This window comes from Lachnospira pectinoschiza (assembly GCF_020564355.1).
Taxonomy (GTDB): Bacteria; Bacillota; Clostridia; order Lachnospirales; family Lachnospiraceae; genus Lachnospira; species Lachnospira intestinalis.
The window spans coordinates 556,570-577,756 of the sequence record NZ_JAJCRR010000001.1 but is presented as its reverse complement, the minus strand read 5'-3'; the positions used below and the strand labels follow the sequence as shown (position 1 = coordinate 577,756).

General features: G+C 43.0%; 21 protein-coding genes. All 21 read right to left on the bottom strand.

Annotated features, from left to right (window positions below):
• Nucleotides 1-30: 30 nt before the first annotated feature.
• The 21 genes from LI288_RS02735 to zapA all read right to left on the bottom strand — a co-directional run bounded on the left by LI288_RS02735 (nucleotide 31) and on the right by zapA (nucleotide 20,887).
• Entirely contained in the window at nucleotides 31-555 is a 525-nt protein-coding gene (locus LI288_RS02735; RefSeq protein WP_022432238.1) for an adenine phosphoribosyltransferase, read from the bottom strand.
• A 164-nt stretch (nucleotides 556-719) separates the two neighbouring features.
• Nucleotides 720-2,201, bottom strand: a complete 1,482-nt coding sequence (gene spoIVA, locus LI288_RS02730) for a stage IV sporulation protein A (RefSeq protein ID WP_022432239.1) — start codon at nucleotides 2,199-2,201, stop codon at nucleotides 720-722.
• 92 nt (nucleotides 2,202-2,293) lie between these two features.
• A complete protein-coding gene (locus tag LI288_RS02725; RefSeq protein ID WP_227089354.1) occupies nucleotides 2,294-2,998 on the bottom strand; it encodes a tRNA threonylcarbamoyladenosine dehydratase in 705 nt (234 codons plus the stop codon).
• Nucleotides 2,999-3,092: 94 nt separating this feature from the next.
• Nucleotides 3,093-3,323 (bottom strand): hypothetical protein, encoded by a 231-nt coding sequence (locus LI288_RS02720; protein ID WP_022432241.1) that lies wholly within the window; start codon nucleotides 3,321-3,323, stop codon nucleotides 3,093-3,095.
• A 33-nt stretch (nucleotides 3,324-3,356) separates the two neighbouring features.
• Nucleotides 3,357-5,420: an ATP-dependent DNA helicase RecG gene (gene recG, locus LI288_RS02715; RefSeq protein WP_227089353.1), complete on the bottom strand. Its 2,064-nt coding sequence runs from the start codon at nucleotides 5,418-5,420 to the stop codon at nucleotides 3,357-3,359.
• Between the two features lie 3 nt (nucleotides 5,421-5,423).
• The gene (locus LI288_RS02710; protein ID WP_022432243.1) at nucleotides 5,424-5,870 is read right to left on the bottom strand and encodes a GatB/YqeY domain-containing protein; all 447 of its coding nucleotides are present in this window, start codon (nucleotides 5,868-5,870) and stop codon (nucleotides 5,424-5,426) included.
• Between the two features lie 140 nt (nucleotides 5,871-6,010).
• Nucleotides 6,011-7,693: a DAK2 domain-containing protein gene (locus LI288_RS02705; RefSeq protein ID WP_227089352.1), complete on the bottom strand. Its 1,683-nt coding sequence runs from the start codon at nucleotides 7,691-7,693 to the stop codon at nucleotides 6,011-6,013.
• 36 nt (nucleotides 7,694-7,729) lie between these two features.
• Nucleotides 7,730-8,089, bottom strand: a complete 360-nt coding sequence (locus LI288_RS02700) for an Asp23/Gls24 family envelope stress response protein (RefSeq protein WP_022432245.1) — start codon at nucleotides 8,087-8,089, stop codon at nucleotides 7,730-7,732.
• A gap of 153 nt (nucleotides 8,090-8,242) precedes the next feature.
• Nucleotides 8,243-8,428: a 50S ribosomal protein L28 gene (gene rpmB, locus LI288_RS02695; protein WP_022432246.1), complete on the bottom strand. Its 186-nt coding sequence runs from the start codon at nucleotides 8,426-8,428 to the stop codon at nucleotides 8,243-8,245.
• A 303-nt stretch (nucleotides 8,429-8,731) separates the two neighbouring features.
• Complete coding sequence (locus tag LI288_RS02690) at nucleotides 8,732-9,130, bottom strand: GerW family sporulation protein (RefSeq protein WP_227089351.1); 399 nt, start codon at nucleotides 9,128-9,130, stop codon at nucleotides 8,732-8,734.
• Between the two features lie 20 nt (nucleotides 9,131-9,150).
• Nucleotides 9,151-10,137: a hypothetical protein gene (locus LI288_RS02685; RefSeq protein ID WP_227089350.1), complete on the bottom strand. Its 987-nt coding sequence runs from the start codon at nucleotides 10,135-10,137 to the stop codon at nucleotides 9,151-9,153.
• Nucleotides 10,138-10,157: 20 nt separating this feature from the next.
• Entirely contained in the window at nucleotides 10,158-10,502 is a 345-nt protein-coding gene (locus LI288_RS02680) for a hypothetical protein (protein ID WP_022432249.1), read from the bottom strand.
• A gap of 7 nt (nucleotides 10,503-10,509) precedes the next feature.
• Nucleotides 10,510-11,895, bottom strand: a complete 1,386-nt coding sequence (locus LI288_RS02675; RefSeq protein WP_022432250.1) for a hypothetical protein — start codon at nucleotides 11,893-11,895, stop codon at nucleotides 10,510-10,512.
• Between the two features lie 24 nt (nucleotides 11,896-11,919).
• Nucleotides 11,920-13,200, bottom strand: coding sequence for a diaminopimelate decarboxylase (locus LI288_RS02670; protein WP_022432251.1), 1,281 nt, complete (start codon nucleotides 13,198-13,200; stop codon nucleotides 11,920-11,922).
• A gap of 235 nt (nucleotides 13,201-13,435) precedes the next feature.
• Nucleotides 13,436-13,759 carry a leucine-rich repeat domain-containing protein gene (locus tag LI288_RS02665; RefSeq protein WP_022432252.1) on the bottom strand — a complete coding sequence of 108 codons (324 nt, stop codon included), beginning with the start codon at nucleotides 13,757-13,759 and terminating at the stop codon, nucleotides 13,436-13,438.
• 39 nt (nucleotides 13,760-13,798) lie between these two features.
• Nucleotides 13,799-14,536 carry a lytic transglycosylase domain-containing protein gene (locus LI288_RS02660; protein ID WP_022432253.1) on the bottom strand — a complete coding sequence of 246 codons (738 nt, stop codon included), beginning with the start codon at nucleotides 14,534-14,536 and terminating at the stop codon, nucleotides 13,799-13,801.
• A 13-nt stretch (nucleotides 14,537-14,549) separates the two neighbouring features.
• Nucleotides 14,550-14,984 carry an NUDIX hydrolase gene (locus tag LI288_RS02655; RefSeq protein ID WP_227089349.1) on the bottom strand — a complete coding sequence of 145 codons (435 nt, stop codon included), beginning with the start codon at nucleotides 14,982-14,984 and terminating at the stop codon, nucleotides 14,550-14,552.
• A gap of 96 nt (nucleotides 14,985-15,080) precedes the next feature.
• Nucleotides 15,081-16,553, bottom strand: a complete 1,473-nt coding sequence (locus LI288_RS02650) for a peptidoglycan D,D-transpeptidase FtsI family protein (RefSeq protein WP_227089348.1) — start codon at nucleotides 16,551-16,553, stop codon at nucleotides 15,081-15,083.
• Nucleotides 16,480-17,865, bottom strand: a complete 1,386-nt coding sequence (locus LI288_RS02645; protein ID WP_227089347.1) for an FtsW/RodA/SpoVE family cell cycle protein — start codon at nucleotides 17,863-17,865, stop codon at nucleotides 16,480-16,482. The genes LI288_RS02650 and LI288_RS02645 overlap by 74 nt, the downstream gene beginning before the upstream one ends.
• A complete protein-coding gene (locus tag LI288_RS02640; protein ID WP_227089346.1) occupies nucleotides 17,865-20,426 on the bottom strand; it encodes a U32 family peptidase in 2,562 nt (853 codons plus the stop codon). The genes LI288_RS02645 and LI288_RS02640 overlap by 1 nt, the downstream gene beginning before the upstream one ends.
• Before the next feature lie 53 nt (nucleotides 20,427-20,479).
• Nucleotides 20,480-20,887 (bottom strand): cell division protein ZapA, encoded by a 408-nt coding sequence (gene zapA, locus LI288_RS02635; RefSeq protein ID WP_022432258.1) that lies wholly within the window; start codon nucleotides 20,885-20,887, stop codon nucleotides 20,480-20,482.
• Nucleotides 20,888-21,187 lie beyond the last annotated feature (300 nt).

Genomic DNA, 21,187 nt, shown 5'->3' with positions numbered 1-21,187 from the left:
CTCTCTCCTTTCTGCCGTACAGTCCGTTCTTTATTTACCCGGATACTTAATCACTGCATCCACATCGTAATCTTTTAGACGTTCTCTGCCCTTTAAGCCTTCCAGCTCCATAAGAAATACAACCTTTACAACCTCACCGCCCAGACGCTCAATCATATGAATGGCAGCTTCTGTCGTTCCGCCGGTTGCAATTAAATCATCGACAATAACAACCTTCTGACCCGGCTGAATGGCATCCTTATGTATTTCAATTGTTGCCGTACCGTATTCAAGGGCATATTCTTCTGAAATGGTTTCGCACGGAAGCTTTCCCTTTTTTCTGACCGGTACAAAGCCCGTATGATTATTGTAAGCAATTGGCACACCAAAGATAAAACCTCTGGATTCCGGTCCGACTACCACATCAAAATCTACGTCTTTTAATAAATTCTGTATGCCGTCAATTGCAAGCTTTAATCCTTCCGGATCCTGAATCACGCTTGTAATATCTCTGAAAATAATTCCCTTTTCCGGGAAATCCGGAATACTGCGTACATAATCTTCTACTTTTTTCATGTTGTTCTCCATTCCGCCGCATTGCAGCATATATTTCTTGAATTCGTTTTTTCAATACAGAAGTGTTATACCACGGCATATCAGATAATGCCGTGATACAACACTCTTTCATTAGTATACCACAGTTTTTTTACATTATAAAGCATTTTTGCATACAGCCTGATTTATACAATCAGGCAGACCAGTCCCGAATTTTCATTCATGACTTTTTCCAATGTAGAAGAAATCTTTTCCATGCTTTCCGGTGTCATGTTGTGTGTTTTTTCATAAATGCCATCATCTACAATCTGTTCAATCGTCTTTCCGAAAATATTTGTTTCCCAGATTCCCTGCGCATTGTCCCCGGCATTTTCTTTTATGTATGCAATCAGGTCATCTGCCTGGTTTTTCGTACCGACAATCGGTGCAATTTCCACACTGATGTTCGTCTTGATCATATTGACGGACGGCACCTGCGCTTTGATTTTTACACCGTATTTTGTGCCGTTTTTAATCACCTCCGGCTCATCTAACACAATTTCTTCCCGCACCGGTGTTACAACCCCGAAGCCGCTTGCAGACACTTCTGATAAAGCATTTCCCACACTGTCAAATTCTTTTTTCTTTGCAGAAAGCTCCCGGATCATGTGAATCAGCTCATATTCATTGTGGATTGCCGTGCCTGTCAATTCACTTAAAATGTCATAATAAACCTGCGGCTTCATCTGCACTTCCAGCCGCACCCTGCCATCCGACATCTGGATATCGGATACGGTAATGCCGCTTAGCGATTCTCCCGTTACCTGCACAAAATTTTTCTTCACATCGCGGATTTTTCCGACTGGTTCTAACACTTCCGCAGCCTTTGCAATCAGCTCCGCTTTCAGCCAGTGGTCCTCCGGCAGCATTTCCATCCACTGCGGCGTGTAAAAATCCAGCTCCGTCACCGGAAATTCAAGCAGTACATTTTCAAGAATCGCAGTGATATCTTCTTTTTTTAACTGGTCGCAGTTGACCGGCAGCACGGTTACGCCGTATTTCTGCGTGAGTTCTTCCGCAAGCTGTCCGGTTTCCTTAGAATACGGCTTTGCACTGTTTAACAGCACCAGAAACGGCTTTTTAATGGCACTTAATTCCTGAATAGTGCGTTCCTCCGCCGGAACGTAATTTTGTCTTGGAATCTCTGAAAATGAACCGTCTGTGGTTACGACAATACCTATCGTTGAATGTTCCGCAATCACCTTTTTCGTACCGATTTCCGCCGCCTTGGTAAACGGGATTTCCGTCTGCGACCACGGTGTTTTTACCATGCGCTCCTTTTCATTTTCAACGTGACCGGACGCGCCTTCCACCATAAAACCGACACAGTCAATCAGACGCACCTTGACGCCCACATCTTCCATTGGATAAATGAGTGCCGCCTCACTCGGAATAAACTTCGGCTCGGTCGTCATAATTGTTGTTCCCGCGGCGCTCTGCGGCAGTTCGTCCTTTGCCCGCGCACGTACATGTTCATTTTCCATCTGCGGCAGTACGCACAAGTCCATAAATCTTTTAATAAAAGTTGATTTACCGGTTCTGACCGGTCCTACCACCCCGATGTATATTTCTCCGTTTGTTCTGGCTTTCATATCCTTGTATAACGAAAATTCCTGATTACTGTCCATAAAAACAAAAACACTCCTTCCATATTTACTTCATGTATATGGAAGAAGTGTTTTATTTATGCAGTGATTATTAAGATACTTTTGCCCGGTTCTTACATCATAATGTCCTTGACGACTTCAGAAGCGATCAGCAGTCCTGCCGAAGCCGGAACAAATGCAGTACTGCCGGGAATACATCTTCTAGCATTATTCTCAAGCGGCGCCGATACCTTGACCGGCTGCTCCTTCGAATAAATCACTTTCAGTTTCTTTACGCCGCGCCTTTTTAATTCATAACGCATGACTTTTGCAAGCGGACAGACCGAAGTCTTAAAAATATCCGAAACCTCGAGCAGCTCCGGGTGATGTTTATTGCCGGTTCCCATGCTCGCTATAATCGGTGTCCCTGCTTTCTGCGCTTCAAGCACCAGATCAATCTTGGCAGCAACTGTATCAATACAGTCGATAACATAATCATATGATGCAAAATCATAGTCATCGTGATTTTCCGGCAGATAAAAGGACTGGTGCAGTTCCAGATTAATCTCCGGGTTGATATCTAAAAGCCGTTCCTTCATTACTTCCACTTTCGGTCTGCCGACCGTACTGTGCAGTGCGATAATCTGACGGTTGATATTGGAAACACTTACACAGTCGTTATCTGTAAGCACCATGTTTCCGACACCGCTGCGTGCAAGTGCTTCTGCCACGTAGCCGCCGACTCCGCCGACTCCGAACAGTGCCACCTTTGCATTTTTTAATTTTTCCATGCCCTCGCTGCCAAACAGCAGTTCTGTGCGCATTAATTCTTCCTTCATCTGTCCACCTGATTTTCTCTTCTAATCCTTATCCTTCTTTTTCGCAGCATTCTGCGTGCGGCAGTTTCTGATACAATCTTCCACTGCGCCGCATTTACTCGTCAAATTCCGCCAGTACGTAGTATCCACGGCTGGTTTCGCCGACTTCTTTTACAATGCCTTTTCTGGATTTTAAACGCTCCGGTGTCGAGTAGTTTCCCGACATTGCAACCGCCGGTTCTATCGTGTAGTAAAAGCTGCTTGGCAGTTTCCCTTCGGTAATTTCCACTTCCTGTCCCGGTTCTACCAGTCCGGGTCTGCTCATTGTAAATTCCATTGTCCGCATTTTATAGCACTCCTTATACTTGTGACACTTACATCATAAATTAATATTTTCCAGACATTCCTTTGTATATTCTTCCACTTTTGTCTTCAGATAAACATTTTCTTCCGACGAAAGCAGTTCATCTTTTGCAAGTACAGCGCCTGCCGCATCTGCTGCTTCCTTTAACACTTTGGAATCTGAGAAAATATCACCGATTTTAAAACGCAAATCCCCGCTCTGGCGCACGCCGAAAAAATCTCCCGGTCCACGCTGTTTTAAATCCTCCTCTGCAATTTTAAATCCGTCATTCGTCTGATTTAAAATGCCTAAGCGGTCCTTTGCCTTGGCTGTGTCCGAACCGGACACAAAGATACAATACGACTGATATTTTCCGCGCCCCACACGGCCCCTCAGCTGGTGAAGCTGTGCAAGCCCGAAACGGTCTGCATTTTCCACCATCATTACCGTGGCATTCGGAACGTTGACACCGACTTCGATAACGGTTGTCGATACCAGTACATCTGTTTCCCGCGCCGCAAAGCGCGCCATAATTTCTTCTTTTTGATTTGCTTTCATCTTTCCGTGCAGATATTCCACACGGATTTGCGGAGGCAGTGCCGCTTTAAGCTTTTCGGCATATTCTACGACATTTTCGGCATCGACATTTTCGCTTTCCTCCACCATCGGACAGATAACATATGCCTGTCTGCCTTCTTTGACCTGACCCGCTATAAACTTATACGCATTTTCCCGGTAATTGGTTCCCACAACACAATTTTTTATTGGAAGACGTTCTGCCGGTAGTGTATCAATAATAGAAATATCCAAGTCACCGTATACTATAATTGCCAGTGTTCTCGGAATCGGGGTTGCACTCATAACCAGTACGTGCGGATTGTCCCCTTTCATAGAAAGCGCCCGCCGCTGATTGACCCCGAAGCGGTGCTGTTCGTCCGTAATTACCAGTGCAAGCTTGTCATAAACGGCTTTTTCCTGAATCACGGCGTGCGTGCCGACCACAATATCCGCCTCATGCGTGCGAATCTGCTCATAAACCGCTCTTTTCTGCGCCGCCGTCATCGAACCCATTAAAAGCACAACCTTTAACGGAATCTGATGTTTTTCAAACATCGAACAAATCGACTCGTACTGCTGTTTTGCAAGCACCTCTGTCGGCACCATCATGGCCCCCTGATACCCTGCAAACGCGGTATTCATCAATGCCAACACTGCAATAATCGTCTTTCCGGAACCAACATCGCCCTGAATCAACCGGCTCATTAACGCACTGCCGGACATGTTTTCTTTGATTTCTTCCCATGTCTTTTTCTGTGCATCCGTCAGTTCAAACTCCAGTTCAGAAATGAATTTATCGGTACGCGCATCATTTAAAATACGGTACTCGTTCAGCCTGTGTGTATTTTTTTCTTTCATATTGCGCACTGCCAGCACAAACAGAAAAAATTCTTCAAATGCCAGTCTTTTTCTGGACTGTAAATAATCCTCCTGCGACTGCGGAAAATGTATCCGCTGTACGGCAAAATTGTGTTCCGCAAGCTGATACGCACTGCGGATATTTACCGGTATATATTCTTTTTCCAGACACGTATCGTACTTTTCCAATGCCTGTTTTACTGCTTTGGCGACCGTTTTATTGGACAGCCCCTTTGTCAGCGGATATATGGGCTGCATACTTCCCTGTAACTGTGCATATGCCGCCATTGTATACATCTGTGGCTGTTCTAAAACAAAGCTTCCCTTTTTCTTTGCAAGCTGACCTCGGAAGACATAATGTGCTCCCGGCTTTAAACTGCTGCGCAGAAATGGCATGTTAAACCATGTGCATTTCAGGGATGTTCCCTGTTCATCCCGCACAACTGTCGATAATACTTTCATTCTCGGTGTGGAATACTGTTCCACATTTCTTGCCACAACGGCTTCAATGCTCACGATTTCTGATGCATGTTCTTCCACTGCTTCCTGTACAAAAACAGGCTTTTCATATACATCGTAAGCCCGTGGGTATAACCCTACAAGGTCTTTTACAGTGTATACGGAAAGCCTGCTAAGTAGCGCAGCAGTTTTTTCTCCAATTCCTTTAAGCTGCTGTATATTCATAACTTATGCCATCATTGAGCCAAGAACCTGATTGACAAGTTTACCGTCTGCCTTGCCTTTGACCTTTGGCATTAACACTTTCATAATTTTACCTTTATCCTGTGCTGTCGGTGTTTCGATAGAAAGTTCTTTTAATGTTTCTTCAATCACTGCTTTGATTTCAGATTCATCCATCATCTTCGGTGCATATTCCTCTAATACACTGATTGAGAAATTACACTCGTCAATAATGTCCTGTCGGTCTGCCGGAGTAAGGGAAAGTGTTTCTTTTAACTGCTTAATCTGCTTTAAAATAACCTGATTTCCTTCTTCATCAGTCAGCGGTGTGCGGTTGTTAATTTCTACATTCTTTAATTCCGCAAGCAGTAAGGAAAGAACATCTTTTCTGGCCTTATCCTTCGCCTTCATCGCCTTAACCATCTCGCCTCTGATTTCATCAATCTTACTCATCTTATCCTTCTTTCCGCAGGCATTCCAATGCCGGAGGAACGCGGACTGAATTTATTCAGTCCTGCGATAAACAGCAGTATGCGCTGCCTGCGGCGCATACTGTTATGTGAACAAGCTTTAATAGATGACTTGTTCACATTTTATTCTACTGAAACAATGTAATAATAAATCGGCTGTCCGCCCATCTGAAGCTCTACATCAATATCCGGATATTTTTCTTCAACCTTTGCTGCGGCATTTTCTGCATCTTCTTCTGAAATATCACTGCCGTAATACAGGGTAATAAGTTCTGCATCTTCATTCATCATTGCATCAACAAGTTCTAACAGTGTCTGGTCAATGCTCTTGCCGACTGCCGCAAGTCCGCTGTCTGAAAGTCCCATAATATCGTCTTTGTGAATTTCTTTTCCGTCAATTGACGTATCACGGACTGCATAAGTAAGCTGTCCTGTTGCCACTGTTGAAAGTGCTTCTGTCATCGTGTCTGCATTTTCCTGTGCATTTCTTGAAGCTTCAAAGTTAATCATCGCTGTAATACCCTGCGGAACTGTCTTTGTCGGAATTACAATCAGCTTTTTGCCTTCTACAAGCTCTGCTGCCTGCTCAGCGGCAAGAATAATGTTCTTATTATTCGGAAGAACAAAAACAGTATCTGCATTAATGCGGTCAGCAGCATTTAAAATATCCTCTGTACTCGGATTCATGGTCTGTCCGCCTTCAATCACTTCGTCAACACCCAATTCCTTAAAGATTTCAGAAAGTCCTTCGCCTGCAGAAATCGTTACAAAACCAAAATCCTTATGTGGTGCTTTTTCTTTCTTCTTTTCTGTTTCTTCCTTAGCAGCTGCTTCCATCTCTGACTGCTGGATAACCTTCTGGTTGTGTTCCTCACGCATATTATCAACCTTCATCTTTGTCAGCTGTCCGTATTCTAATGCCTTTTCAAATGCCTGACCCGGATGATTGGTATGCACATGAACCTTTACAATGTCATCTAATGCAACACACACAATGGAATCACCGATAGAAGATAAAAATGCCTTAAAGGATTCTTCTGTCTTTTCATCAAATTCTTTATCGAGCATAATAATAAATTCCGTACAGTAACCGAATTTAATATCTACATTTTCAATGGCAGCTCCCGTATTCTTTCCTGTTGCTGCAATTTTTGCTTTAGATACGCCTTCAATCTTAAAGTCTGTGACTTTACCTGTTAAAGCATCATACATACCTCTTAATACAACAACCAGACCCTGTCCGCCGGAATCCACAACACCGGCTTCCTTTAAAACAGGGAGCATTTCAGGCGTCTTTGACAAGACAAGCTCTGCATGTTCAATAATCTTTAACAGTGCTTCTTCGATGTCTTCTGTTTCCTCTGCAACTTCTGCCGCCTTATCAGATACACCCTTTGCAACGGTAAGAATTGTTCCTTCCTTCGGCTTCATAACGGCCTTGTATGCTGTTTCTGTTGCTCTCTGTGCTGCTCTTGCAATGTCTTCTACGGTTAAACTGTCAAGCCCGGACATTTCCTTTGTAAATCCTCTGAACAGCTGTGAAAGAATAACACCTGAATTACCTCTTGCACCTCTTAATGAACCGGTCGCAATTGCTTTTGCCAGCATTTCCATATCCGGTACTGCAAGCGCACCGACTTCTTTTGCCGCAGACATAATTGTCAGTGTCATATTGGTTCCCGTATCGCCGTCCGGCACCGGGAATACATTCAAGTCATTAATCCACTCTTTTTTTGCTTCAAGGTTTTTTGCTCCTGCAAGGAACATCTTTTGCAAAAGTGCTGCATCTATTGTATTTGTAGCCACAATTTTCCTCCATTCCGCCATATACGGCATCTTCCATTAATCTATTACACGAACACCTTCTACAAATATATTAATCTTCTTAATATCAAGACCTGTAAATTCATGTACCTTGTACTTTACATTTTCAATCAGATTCTCTGCAACGGTTGAAATGCCGACACCATAAGAAACAATAACATGAAAATCAATTGTAATCATATTGTCTTCATCAATCTCTACGTGAATTCCTCTTGTAAGGCTGTCGCCCTTTAAAAGCTTTACAAGGCCGTCCTTCATGCTGACAGCTGCCATGCCCACAATACCAAAACACTCTACGGCTGTAGAACCGGCATATCTTGCAATAACTTCTGATTCGATGGTAATCGTACCTAATTGTCCTTCGATATGACCTCTCATCTATATACCTCCATTCACGGATACTATCTATCCTATCTAATAATAGATATTATACCTATTCATGATACAAATGTCAAAACAAAGAAGGTGAATCATCTAAAAAGACAATCCACCTTCCCACTGATATAAATTTTCGAAAATTAACAGCAGTTCTTATGCGCGTTCTACTTTACCGGAACGTAAGCATGAAGTACATACATACATCTTCTGAGATGCACCGTTGACCTTAACCTTTACTGACTTAACGTTAGCATTCCATTTCTTATTTGATCTTCTATGAGAATGGCTCACAGCGTTACCAAAGTGAGCAGCTTTTTCACAAATTGCACATTTTGCCATCTTAAATACACCTCCTTAATGGTATTGGGTATTATTTACCCACAACAGAAAATATTGTATCAGATATTAAATTATTTTGCAAGCATTATTTCAACATTTTTTTCATTTTAATGGCAAAACAAATTATATCCCAATATCATCAGCACAATAATCACGAAAATACACAGACAGATATTTTCAGTAAAAAACAGTGCAATCATCATTCCTACTGCAATCCAGAACAGTATAAATCCACACATTCTTGTCATAGCGAACCGTCTTTATATTCTGTCTTATCAATAGTATATGCTGCACCGCCGCGTGTTATTCCTCTGTTACATCGTGAATTGCATTTTCAACTTCTTCATCGTACTCTTTTGTCTTATTTCCGCTTGTAAAACGGTCAATCACGTCCGGCACCATGTCTAAAATCTTTGTCACCGTATCCTGATTTTTAATATTGACAAGCTTTGTTGTCCCATTCTGAATAACTAAAACCGCACTTGGCGAAACCTTTCCTGTCATTACGCCGCCCGCATTGTTTTTCTTTTCGCCCGCAAATGCACCTGCACCCACACCAAACGATACATCAACCAGCGGAAGAATAATGGTGTCATTGACTGTCACTGCATCTCCCACAACCGTTTTTGCGGAAACAAATGAATCCATCCCTTTAAAAAGAGAGGCTACCGTTGTATCAAAATTATTCTTATTTTCTGCCATAACTCCTCCATTCTGCCGTCTTAACGGCTGCTTTTCTTTAACAGTTTTTTCTGTACAAGGCGGTTAAAATAAACTTTCCCTGCAATCATTAAAATCCCCGCCAGCCGGATTTTCCCTTTTATCATGCCTTCGCCCTCAAAAACGGATTCTTCAAAATCGGGAATCAGTTCGATGTCCAGTCCCAAAAGTCCGTAAAGGACCGCAAGCCGTACTGCAAGCCAGCCTGTCGTTTCACTGTCTTCAAATCCGTACCGGACACGGAGTCGGTATTTTTTCGGACGGGATTTTTGTAAAAGCCGTTTCAACTGCTCCCATAGAAAATGAACCAGCTCGCGGTTTTCTTCATCCTGCAGCATTTCCGAAAAATGGGTTGTTTTTTCCTGCACGGTCTCCTTTAGCGAAACACTCTTATCAAAAATACCGCAGATTGTCTGCGCAATCCTGATAAAAAATGCTTTTATCCGCCGGCAGACCTGTTTTATGCGCTCCACAAAACACTTAAACTTTTCCGCTAAAGACGGCTTTTTGCGGAAAGCACGCGGATTTTCTTCCGCCGTCTGCTCTGCCTCAGTTTCGCTCCCGGTTTCCTGCGGTGGTTCCTGTTCTATCCGTTTCCGGACTTCCTGCGCCTGTACGCCGCTTTTCTGTGGCTGTTCGTCAAAAACCGTGCGTTCCCCGGCTTTCTGCTTCTTTTTTGAAGCTTTTTCTTTTTGTTCTTTTATTTCCGGCTCTATCGGTCTTTCCGAATCATACAGTGGAAAGAAAAGAACCTGCGCCCGCATTTTAAAGCCTTCGTTATATTCCATAAAAAAACGGAACAGATGCAAAAGCCATGTAACCCGTACATGAAGCACCGGCTTTTTGCCGCTGTTTTTATCATATTGTGCATCTGCCGTATAGCGCACCGGCACAAACAGCACCGCCGCTGCTGCCGCAAGAACAATTCCCAGTAAGACTGCAAGGATAATCCCTGCTATTTTTAAAACCAATAGCAAACCATGAAGCATTGTTGTTTTCCTCCCACAGTCTAGCGGGTGCGGTTTCTTCCGAACTTTAAATAACCCGGAATATCAAACGCTCCCGTCTGCTGATAAACATCATCAATAATGGCTGTGATAACCTCAAGCCCCTCGGCATAGCCTTTCGCCAGACCGACAACATAGATTTCTCTGGCATGAATCCCCTTTTGTTTCTTAAAATAAGGCTGCTTTAAGACATTTGCCGAAAACATATCCAGCAGATTATCCGGGTTGTCCGAAAGTGTAATCAGATACGTATCCAGTTGAAAACGCCCGCGGCGGATTCTGCCAAACATCTTATATTTTGCCTGCTTTGCACCCTCGCCAAGATAGAGGTTCCGATACCATTTCATTTACTCATCACCCACGCATTATCATTTTCATTACTTCAATTACTGCCATCTTTTCTGCCGCATCATTGCACTGCTCCAGCGACAGATTAATATATTCGCAGATTTCGTCAGTATTGTTAAAAAATACAGGCAGCTGTGAAAGTACTGCCGACATCACGGCACGTCTTACAATCTGCGGCATATCCGTAAAGCTTTCCTTTAACTGGGCAATAATGTTTTCACAGGTTTCGTCTGCGTAAGAATTATCCGGTACATTTAACTTTTCCGGGTCTTTTATAAGACTTACAAAGTCACTGCCGGACTGTAATTTCATCACATCAGCCAGTGCTGCATAGCAGTCCTGTAATCCTTCTTCTTCTAATTCCTTTGGCATATTTTCCAGTGCCGTTTCCACTGCAAAGTCACTCTTAGAAAGAATCATAAGGATTCTTTCCTGCTTTCCTTCAAAATATTCAAACTTGCCGAGAACTTCATCTGAAAGCAGTGTTTTTCCGTCAAATGCCTGACGCACACCGGTAATAATCTGCTTTGCAACCGTCACTTCCCCGATATCGGAAAGTGTCTGCTTTTCTGTTAAAATAATGGTGTACAAATCATTGACCACCTGTGTAAGCAGTACAAATAAATCCGCGCAGTCTAACATCTTTTCTGTAGCAATTGTAAGCACATTTTTAAGACGGGTATATTCTTCCTCTGTCAGTTCTGCATAATCTGCATTGGCAAGCGTTCTGTAACTGTCATACACTTCAGGAAAAAGTGTTTCAAAGCCCTTGACTTCCTGTAACATCGCCGTTGTGCGCAGTGCATAGGCAAAATCATCGATTGTGCCTTTCTGTGCGCCGTGGTATAACGTAAATGCTTCTCTTAAATATTCAAAGAACTTGTTCCGTGAAAGACGCATCGGCAGCTGTCCCACAACTTCTGAAATCTTACTGTTAATGACAACATTATCTTTATCTGCAAGAATATAATGCATCAAATCATTGGTCAGATACATCCCGTAATATTCTTCATCTGCCACCTGACCACTGAAACGGTGTTCCACGCGGTTTAATACATATTCATAAATCCGCAGGCAGTCTACATACTGTGTTACAACCTCCATGGTTTCAATCAGACGGTTTCTGACTGTTTCAACTTCTGTCACATCTTCTGCCTGTCCGGAAAGCAGCTTGTCAATCACACCGTTTGTCGTAGCAAGCAGTTCTTCAAATACCGGATTGACTGTCGCATTTTCCTGACGCATATCATAAACGGTATAATAATTCATGGACAGCTTCATGTATGCAAGTCCTGTATACATAGAAGCCATCCCTGTTGCATATTTTAAAAGATTTCCTTTTAAATTCTTCTGCTTTGAAATCTCCTGCGCAACATAATATAAGTCTTTCATAGTAATCCTTATTTCTCCTTCGGCTTATTTTAAATTCAGCTTATCGAGGATATTACAAAAATCAAATGTTGCAAAATAATCCTTTGGTGTTTCTGCACGGCGGATCATTTCCACACTGCCATCTTCCTTTAATAACAGTTCTGATGAACGCAGCTTTCCGTTGTAATTGTATCCCATTGAAAAGCCATGTGCGCCTGTATCATGAATAATCAGATAATCACCCATGTCAATCTTTGGCAGCTTTCTGTCAATTGCAAATTTGTCATTATTTTCACAAAGAGAACCTGTAATATCGTATACATGGTCGCAAGGTGCATCTTCTTTTCCCGCTACCGTAATATGATGGTATGCACCGTACATTGCCGGACGCATAAGGTTTACCGCACACGCATCGACACCGATGTATTCCTTGTGTGTATGCTTTTCATGAATTGCTTTTGTAACAAGGCAGCCGTAAGGTGCAAGCATGAAACGTCCGAGTTCCGTATAAATTGCAACATCGCCCATGCCATTTGGTGTCAACACTTCATCATAAACCTTGTGAACGCCTTCACCGATAACAGCAATATCATTCTCTTCCTGATCCGGCTTGTATGCAATGCCGATACCGCCTGAAAGGTTGATAAACCGGATATCTACGCCGGTCTTTTCCTTTAATTCAACTGCCAGTTCAAATAAAATCTTTGCCAGTGCAGGATAATACTCGTTAGAAACTGTATTGCTTGCAAGGAAAGAATGAATACCAAAGTGCTTTACGCCCTTTGACTTTAAAATCTTAAATGCTTCGATAATCTGGTCATGTGTCATACCGTATTTTGCATCGCCCGGATTGTCCATAATTGATGTTCCGAGTTTGAAATATCCGCCCGGATTATAACGGCAGCTCATGGTTTCCGGGAATTTGCCGTCTAAAATCTTATCTAAGAAATCAATATGTGTAATATCATCTAAATTGATCGTAGCACCAATTTTTGCTGCATAAGCAAATTCTTCTGCCGGTGTATCGTTGGATGAAAACATAATTTCTTCCGGTTTAAAATCGAGTGCATGGCTCATCATCAGTTCTGTCATTGAAGAACAATCCGTACCACAGCCGTATTCCTTTAAAATATTTAAAATGAACGGATTCGGGGTTGCTTTTACCGCAAAATATTCACGATAGCCTTTATTCCATGAAAATGCTTTCTTTAAACGTTCTGCATTTGCACGAATCCCTTTTTCATCATACAGATGGTATGGTGTCGGATAAGTCTTATTAATTTCTTTTAACTGTTCTAATGTTACAAATGTTTTTTTCTGACTCATAGTTCTCCTCATTTCCGCATATTTTCCTGATGCTTTATTGATTGCACATGCGAAGCGTACCATAACCGGGGAATTTAAAACCCCGACATTACTATATACGTATCCCACTATCTAAAAATCATATCTTACCGCAACGCATTTGTCAAATAAAAAGCACTTTAATTTACTAAAGAATCCGCAAATTCCCGATAACGAAAAAAGACTGCGGCAAATGCCGCAGCCTTGTCTTATGTACTTATCTTTCCAACTGGATACATCCTTTAAAGGAAGTTGGGTCTACCTTCACACCCTTTTTATATACCGCACTTTTTAAATTCACGCAGTTAATAAATGCTTCCTGTCCGATTTCTTCCAGTGAATCCGGGAAAATCACTTCTTCCAGATTGTTGCAGTTTTCAAATGCATTGTTGCCGATTTTCTTAACGCCTTCCGGCAGTTCAATCTTAACAACATCACTTCTGTTTGAAAAAATGTCTTCTGAAATATATGAAAAATCACTCATATCAATCTCTTTTAATGTACGGTTGTACAGTGTTACCTTTATTCTTCCTCTTTTCATCTCTTGCACCTCTATTTTCTTTCCATATAATAAACGTGATTAAATCTGTGTAATTCCCGAATAATCCTGTCCGGAAATTACAGATATCACACTGTTGTAAGCAGCTTCGTATGCCTGTGCCGCTGTCTGATAGCCTGCCTGTACCACAGGAATCTGCGCAGCCGCCATATACTGCTGTGTCACCGGCGCACTGTAATACACTTCTTCTTCATCCTGTGATGTGCCGTATACCGGTGTCGGCTCTGCGCCGTCTACCGTTGTAGAATCATTGTCCAATGCTCCGCCGAGAATATCATTAATCTTGCGGATATAATTTTCCGTTTCGGAATACGGAGGAACACCGCCGTACTTACGTACTGCACCGCTTCCCGCATTATACGCTGCCAGTGCCAGTGTCACATCGCCATTATAATCCGCTAAAAGATAGCCGAGCATCTTGGCACCGCCCGTAATATTCTGTCTGGCATCATACGGGTCTTCTACTCCCAGTGATTCTGCTGTTGCCGGCATCAGCTGCATAATACCCATCGCACCTGCACTTGATACCGCCTGTGAATCAAATCCCGACTCTGCCTGTGCCACTGCCTTTAACAGATTCACATTAACACCGTATTCTTTTGAAACTTCTTCAAATATCGTATCTAAATCTTCATCACCTGTAGATATATCCGAATATACCGAATCAAAACTGTCTGTATCCTGCGGTATCACACAGCTTGGAATATCCATAAGATATTTTGCCGTTTCTGCCGCTCCAATCTGACTGACTGTACTCATGTTTTTTCTCCCATTACCATATTTTTTCTTTTCTCATCTGTATATACTTTCCATAAGCCTTTTCTAAAATCTGTTTTTCATTCGGAAACTTTAACAAATGATACGCTTCATGAAATTTATAAAATCCCGCATCTTCAAAAAATTCTTCCCGCTGCGGTTTGGTATCATAGCTGTCTGCCTCGCACAGATACCAGTGTACTGTTTTATTGACCACATCATCAGAAACATTAAATGTATATCCGGTATCTGCAAGGTACGCCCTGATTCTGACATTGGCGCCGCTTTCTTCTCTGACTTCCCGGATGGCGGTATCTTCATGTGCCTCTCCCGGCTCAACCGTCCCTTTGGGAAGCACCCAGCCTTTATACTTATTTCTGTAATTCTTGTATAAAACAAGTATTTTGCCTCTAAATATCACCACACCACCACAGCTTGTTGCTTCTTTCATTGCAATTCCTCCTGTACATATGGGTGTGTTCTCAATTACTTTCATTATAACATTGCAGGCAGACAATAGCAACCGCAAATCCTGTCATTTGTATTTCTAATTAAAATACGCGTCTAAGACTTCCTTTGCCACATAAGATGCATTTCTGACACCGGTGTAGCCGCCCTCTAAAATAACACAGATAGCAACTTCCGGATCATCATACGGGGCAAATCCGACAAACCACGAATGGACATTGTCAGAGCTGTCATACTGCGCCGAACCGGTTTTTCCGGCAGCTTTGTAAGAAGCATTTTTTAAGGCATAGCCTGTTCCCTGTGTCACAACTGCACGCATATACTGTGTCAGCTGTTCTGCTTCATCTGCCGTTGCAACCGTTGCCAGTGCTGTCGGTGTGGTCTGCTCTACAATTATCTTATCTGCCGTCTGCACATGGTCCACCAGATATGGTGTCATCATCACACCGTCATTGGCAATTGCTGCCGTAATCATCAGATTGTGAATCGGTGTCATCATAGTCTTACCCTGTCCGATTGCTGTTTCCTGTGCTTCACTGATTCCTGAGGAATCATCCAGCGTGAAACTGCTGCTGTTATACTCAATTCCAATTGGCAGATTGGAATTAAACATCAGCGTGCTGCACAGATTTTTAAATGCAGAACGGTTTAACTGTGTACCAATTGTAGAAAACGCAGAGTTACATGAATTGGCAAATGCCGTTTTTAAATTCTCTGTGCCATGTGCCTTATTATCAAAACACGGAATACTTGTTCCTCCCTGAATATAGGCACTTCCCGTACAATGATAAGAATACGAATCCGCATCATACTCCCGGATATATTCCAGTGCCGTAATAATCTTAAAGGTAGATCCCGGCGGATATAAGCCCTGTGTCGCACGGTTTAACAATACAGAATCCGCACTGTCGTACGTCAGCCACTCTGAATAATCCGTGGATGCATCATTCGGATCATAATCCGGTTTGGAAACCATTGCTAAAATCTTACCTGTGGACGGCTCCATCACAATCACCGCACCCTTGTTACTTCCGATAGCTTTATAAGCAGCTTCCTGTAAATCAACATCCAGTGTCGTCACGCTCGTATTGCCCATTGCTTTTTGTCCGGTGGCATCACTAGCAAGCTGTTTTAACACATTGCCGTCCTCTGAGAGCAGATGATAGTTTTCCTCACCTTCAATGCCGCTTTTTGCCGAACTTAAACCAACTACATGGCAGAAGACTTTTCCAAACGGATAGCTTCTGGTTTCATTGCCATCCTCATCCGTTTCCGTTGTTGCAAGAATTGAACCGTCCGCCGCCAGAATATCGCCGCGCACGACCTTCGTTTCCTGATTATCCACTCTCTTATTATATGGACTGTTAATAATATCCGGGGCTTCTGTCACGTTAAACCACACCAGATAGCCCATCATAAAAAGGAACAGTCCCGCAAATACAAAAGATATAATATTGGTTTCACGGTTTCTGAGTCCGCTATTCTTCTTCGTCTCCAGAATATCCGTTTCCCTTTTCTTTGATTTTCTTTTTTTCTGTTTTTCCTTTTCCATGTTCTGCCTCGCCTTCGTCCTGTCGCATGTTGTACATGCCGTTAATCAGTGCAAACATCACCAATGAGCTGATGATGGAACTGCCGCCATAGCTGACAAACGGAAGGGTTACTCCCGTCATCGGAATCATTTTAATCGCACCGCCGACTGTTAAAAATACCTGAAAACCGTATGTAACGCCAAGTCCGACAGCTACCAGTCTGTAAAAGAGTGTCTTACAGCGTGATGCAATATTCATCATCAGAATAAGATTATTTAAGCAAATCAAAAGAAGTGCTACCGTAAAGATAATACCAAACTCTTCCGTCAATGCCGAAAACATAAAGTCTTTTTCAGCAACCGGAATCTTATCCGGCATTCCCTGTCCCAGTCCGTATCCAAACCATGAACCCATACCAATGGCAAATAAGGACTGGCAGATCTGATATCCTGTCGTATCAATCGTACTCCACGGATCTAACCAGATGGTTACGCGGTTTTTGACATGGGAAAAGATATGATAAGCAAGCACTGCCGCCACACTGCCTGCACCCAGTCCCGCAAACAGATAGCTGACCTTTTTGGTTGCCGTAAACAGCATCAGCAGATACACCACAAAAAAGATCAGTGCCGCACCCAGGTCATTTGAAGCAACCAATACTAAAACGTGTGCCGCCGCCAGCACCGTCACCAGTACCGTCTGCTTAAATGTAATGGACTTATTAAACATCGATGCAACAAACAGCACATATAAAATCTTAACAAACTCACCCGGCTGGACGGAAACCGGTCCTAATGAAAGCACCAGATTCGCACCGAATACTTTTCCGCTAAACAGCACCAGTATCAGAAGCACCAGCCCGGAAATACCATAAAGCCAGCCGAAATTTCTGAAACTGCGTACTCTTTTTAACAGCCACGGAATAAAGAATGTCAGAATCGTTCCAGTTGCCGCAATTGCAAACTGCTTGATGCATTTATCAAAATCCAGTCTTGCAATCATAACAAATCCGATTGCCATCAGCATGCACATATTATTCACCAGCAGTCTTGATGCCTTCGGATACAGCACATCGTATATCATCACCACAACAAACAAATAAATAAACTGCACAAAATACAGCATGATATATTTCATATCCTCATCATTTAAAATGTATAAAATCAGATATCCAAGCAGATGAATAATAAACATTAATACATTCTGCGTAAAATATATTTTTCCTCTTTTCTGTTCATTCTGCATGACCGCACCCTGATAAGATGCCAGTGTATAAAATGCAATCAAAAACGCAAATATATATTTTGAAAGTTCAATAAAAATCTGCTGCATTACTCAACCCCCAGCTCAAAATGTCCTCTGCCTGTCTTTTCGCAGTTTTGTCTTCCTGTTAAAACTTTATCCGGCTCTGCCGTTTCCTCTATAAACTCATACCGTATACTGTCCGGCGCTGCTTTGTCAATCAGCGTTTCCGGTTTTGAGATATCCAATACGGTATCGTCATACAGAATACTATAACACAAATCACATACACTTTGCACCTGATATTGCTGCCGGTATCCTGTCATTGTCATTCTGCCATTTGCGCCGTCACATTTTCCGAGTGTTTTTTTCACACACTGTTCAGAAACCATTAACGGCAGATGTGTGTATACAATCAGTTCACGCGGCAGTACCGCATTTTTGGTCTGTGCCAGTTCCTGCGCTGTTAATTCAAGCGGCATGGTCGTGCGGATAATCCGCAAGTTTTTTTGTGTTCCTGTTGTTTTTAATAGGAACTGCTCCGCCCGCGTATTCCATGTATACAGATTCGCATCGGTAATCACGCGGATAACGGCTGACCGGCTTAGTTCTTTTAACAGTCCGAGCTGTTCCAGACTACGCACAAGAAAAGTATCCGCTCCGGCAGCAAGCCAGTTTTCCATCAGCTGTCTGCCCTTTTGACTGTCTTTTCCGCGTAAAATGTGTGGCAGTGCAAGCACCGGATTTTTCTGTGCCGCCTTACACTTTCCTACAGCTTCTGCCATCATCCGGCTGTCCTTTTCACGGATAAACAGTCTGAAATCGAAATAAATGTCGGTGATATCTGCCATCGGATAGACACTTTCCGCCTGCCTTAACGTTGTTACAAGCACCGTTACCGGGCGTGTCTGTGACTGTTGTGCCGCCTGAATCTGCATATTTTCTACACTGCCTGCAACAGATGCGTCTTTTGTGTCCATGTATACTTGTGTGTCCTGTGACATGGCAATACGGTCTTCTACTGCGCCTTTTGGCAATTCACGGTAATACTGCCCTAAAATTTTCTTTTCCAATGCCTGTGCGCAGTTTCTTTTTAATTCTTTCAATGCCGATACGGGAACAAATAATTCTCCCTGTAAGTCTACCTTTACCGTTTCAGCTGCAAACGGCGTATCGCCAAGTGCCGTCACTATCTCTGCCAGCCGTTCTTTTTTTGCCGGCTGTTTCTGTGCCGCCTGTGCCTCTGCACCGGTCTGTGTTACCGCTGCTCCGGTGCTTGTATCTGTAAAGGTCAGTTCCAGCGGTCTGTCACAAGCTGCCGTCAGATGGACATCAATTTTCTTTTTCAGCGTCTGCCCTACATACTGCTTTTCCACAAACCGGGTCAGTTCACCGTTTTTCATACGATAAAGCACCCTGCCCTTTTCAAGCCGGTACTTTTTCGGCAGATTTACGGTAAAGCGGCTTCCCTTTGCATATGCACTGCCGCTTGAAAAGCTGTTTTCCTTATCAATTTCAAAAACATCCTGCGGATAAATTTGTTCCAGTGCTTCAAACAATACCCTGCCGCCTTCATTTTTAAGAACCTTTAATGCCTTTGTTCCCATATGATTCGGGCGCTTTAATGAAATCATTTCCCGTCCTTTTGTATTGTTATAATATCCGGTTGTAAACGCACCGCGGTTGTACAAGTCCATCAAATCATTAATATCCGAATCTTCGACCTTAAACCCTTCTCTGCCATATTCCAGATAACGGTCAACATATTTTCTGTAAATGCCGGTTACGCCTGCCGCATAATTGACATTTTTCATTCTGCCTTCAATTTTCAAGGAATAAACGCCTGCCTCTATAATATCCGGCAGAACCGGCAGACCGCACATATCCTTTGGGCTTAACAAATATGCAGAACCGTTACTGTCTTTTTGTCTGTTTTCATCACCGCGCAGTTCCTTTCCCTTCGTCCGCGGCATGGCTAATGTCTGCGGTGTATACATCAGGCGGCATGGCTGTGCACATCTGCCGCGGTTGCCGCTTCGTCCACCCTGAAAACTACTCAGCAGACACTGTCCCGAATAACAGTAACAGAGTGCACCGTGGATAAAGCTTTCGATTTCAATATCACAGTTATCGTGAATTGCCTTGATTTCCGCAAGATTTAACTCTCTTGCCGTTACCACACGGCTTGCGCCCGCTTCTTTTAAAAGCTTTGCGCCTGCCGCACCCGTAACCGTCATCTGTGTACTCGCATGAATATGCAGTCCCGGAAATGCTTCTTTTATCGCTTCAAACGCACCGAAATCCTGCACGATAACCGCAGAAAGTCCCGCTTTGTAAAACGGCTCAAGATACGGCAGTAACCTGTCTTCCAGCTCCTGCTGTTTCATCAGGGTATTCACTGTAAGATAAATCTTTTTGTCATGTAAATGTGCATAATCTAATGCCCGCAGTAATTCTTCCTGACTTAAATTATTTGCATATGCTCTCGCACCAAACATTGCGCCGCCCAGATACACTGCATCTGCGCCCGCTGCAAAATCTGCCATTAAAATATCATATGACCCTGCCGGTGCCAGAATCTCCACCTTATTTTCTCTTAAACTCATCTGCTCCTGCCGCTTTTTGCGTTCCTTTCCGTTGCTGTCTTTCAAACACGTTGAACCTGCAATCCGGGGTCTGCGCCCAAAATCACAGGTTCATCTGCTTACTTTTTTAAATCTTCCAGTTCTGTTTCCAACCGGACTACATTCTTCTGGTACTTATTGATTTCTTCTTTTAATTCTTCAATCTGCTTGTTTGCCGTTTCTAACTGAATCTGTGCGGCAATCAGTTCATGTTTCAAATCGTACATTGCCGTATCTTTGTTCTCCGTTTCAGACTGAAGACTGTCGCCCAACTTCTTCGCCTTAAAATAATCATCTGCTATATTTAAATACATCAGATTTGCCCGGACCTCTGCTGACTGCCTGCGATAGGACTCGTCCTTGTTAAATTCGGCAAGCTTATTATTAATATAGGCGGCAACTTTCTGGAGATATTCTTCACTTTCATATCCACTCAGCGTAAATACTTTTCCGCCTAAAATGACCTCTGTATTATTCTTTGATGACATACCGTCCTCCTGCTATATAAATACATTTCTATTTTTACTTTATTCTATTTATTCAATAACCACCAGTTTCGCCGTGCATGCGCAGGTGCGCTTCGCTCCCCTGCGCTGTCGGGCATTCGCCCTATCGCATGAAATCATAAAGAAGTGCTTTGTGCGAGCACAGCACCTTTTCTGGCTTTCTCTACGGGGTTCGCCGTGCATGTGCAGGTGTGCTTCGCTCCCCTGCGCTGTCGGGCATTCGCCCTATCGCATGAAATCATAAAGAAGTGCTTTGTGCAAGCACAGCACTTCTTTCCGCTT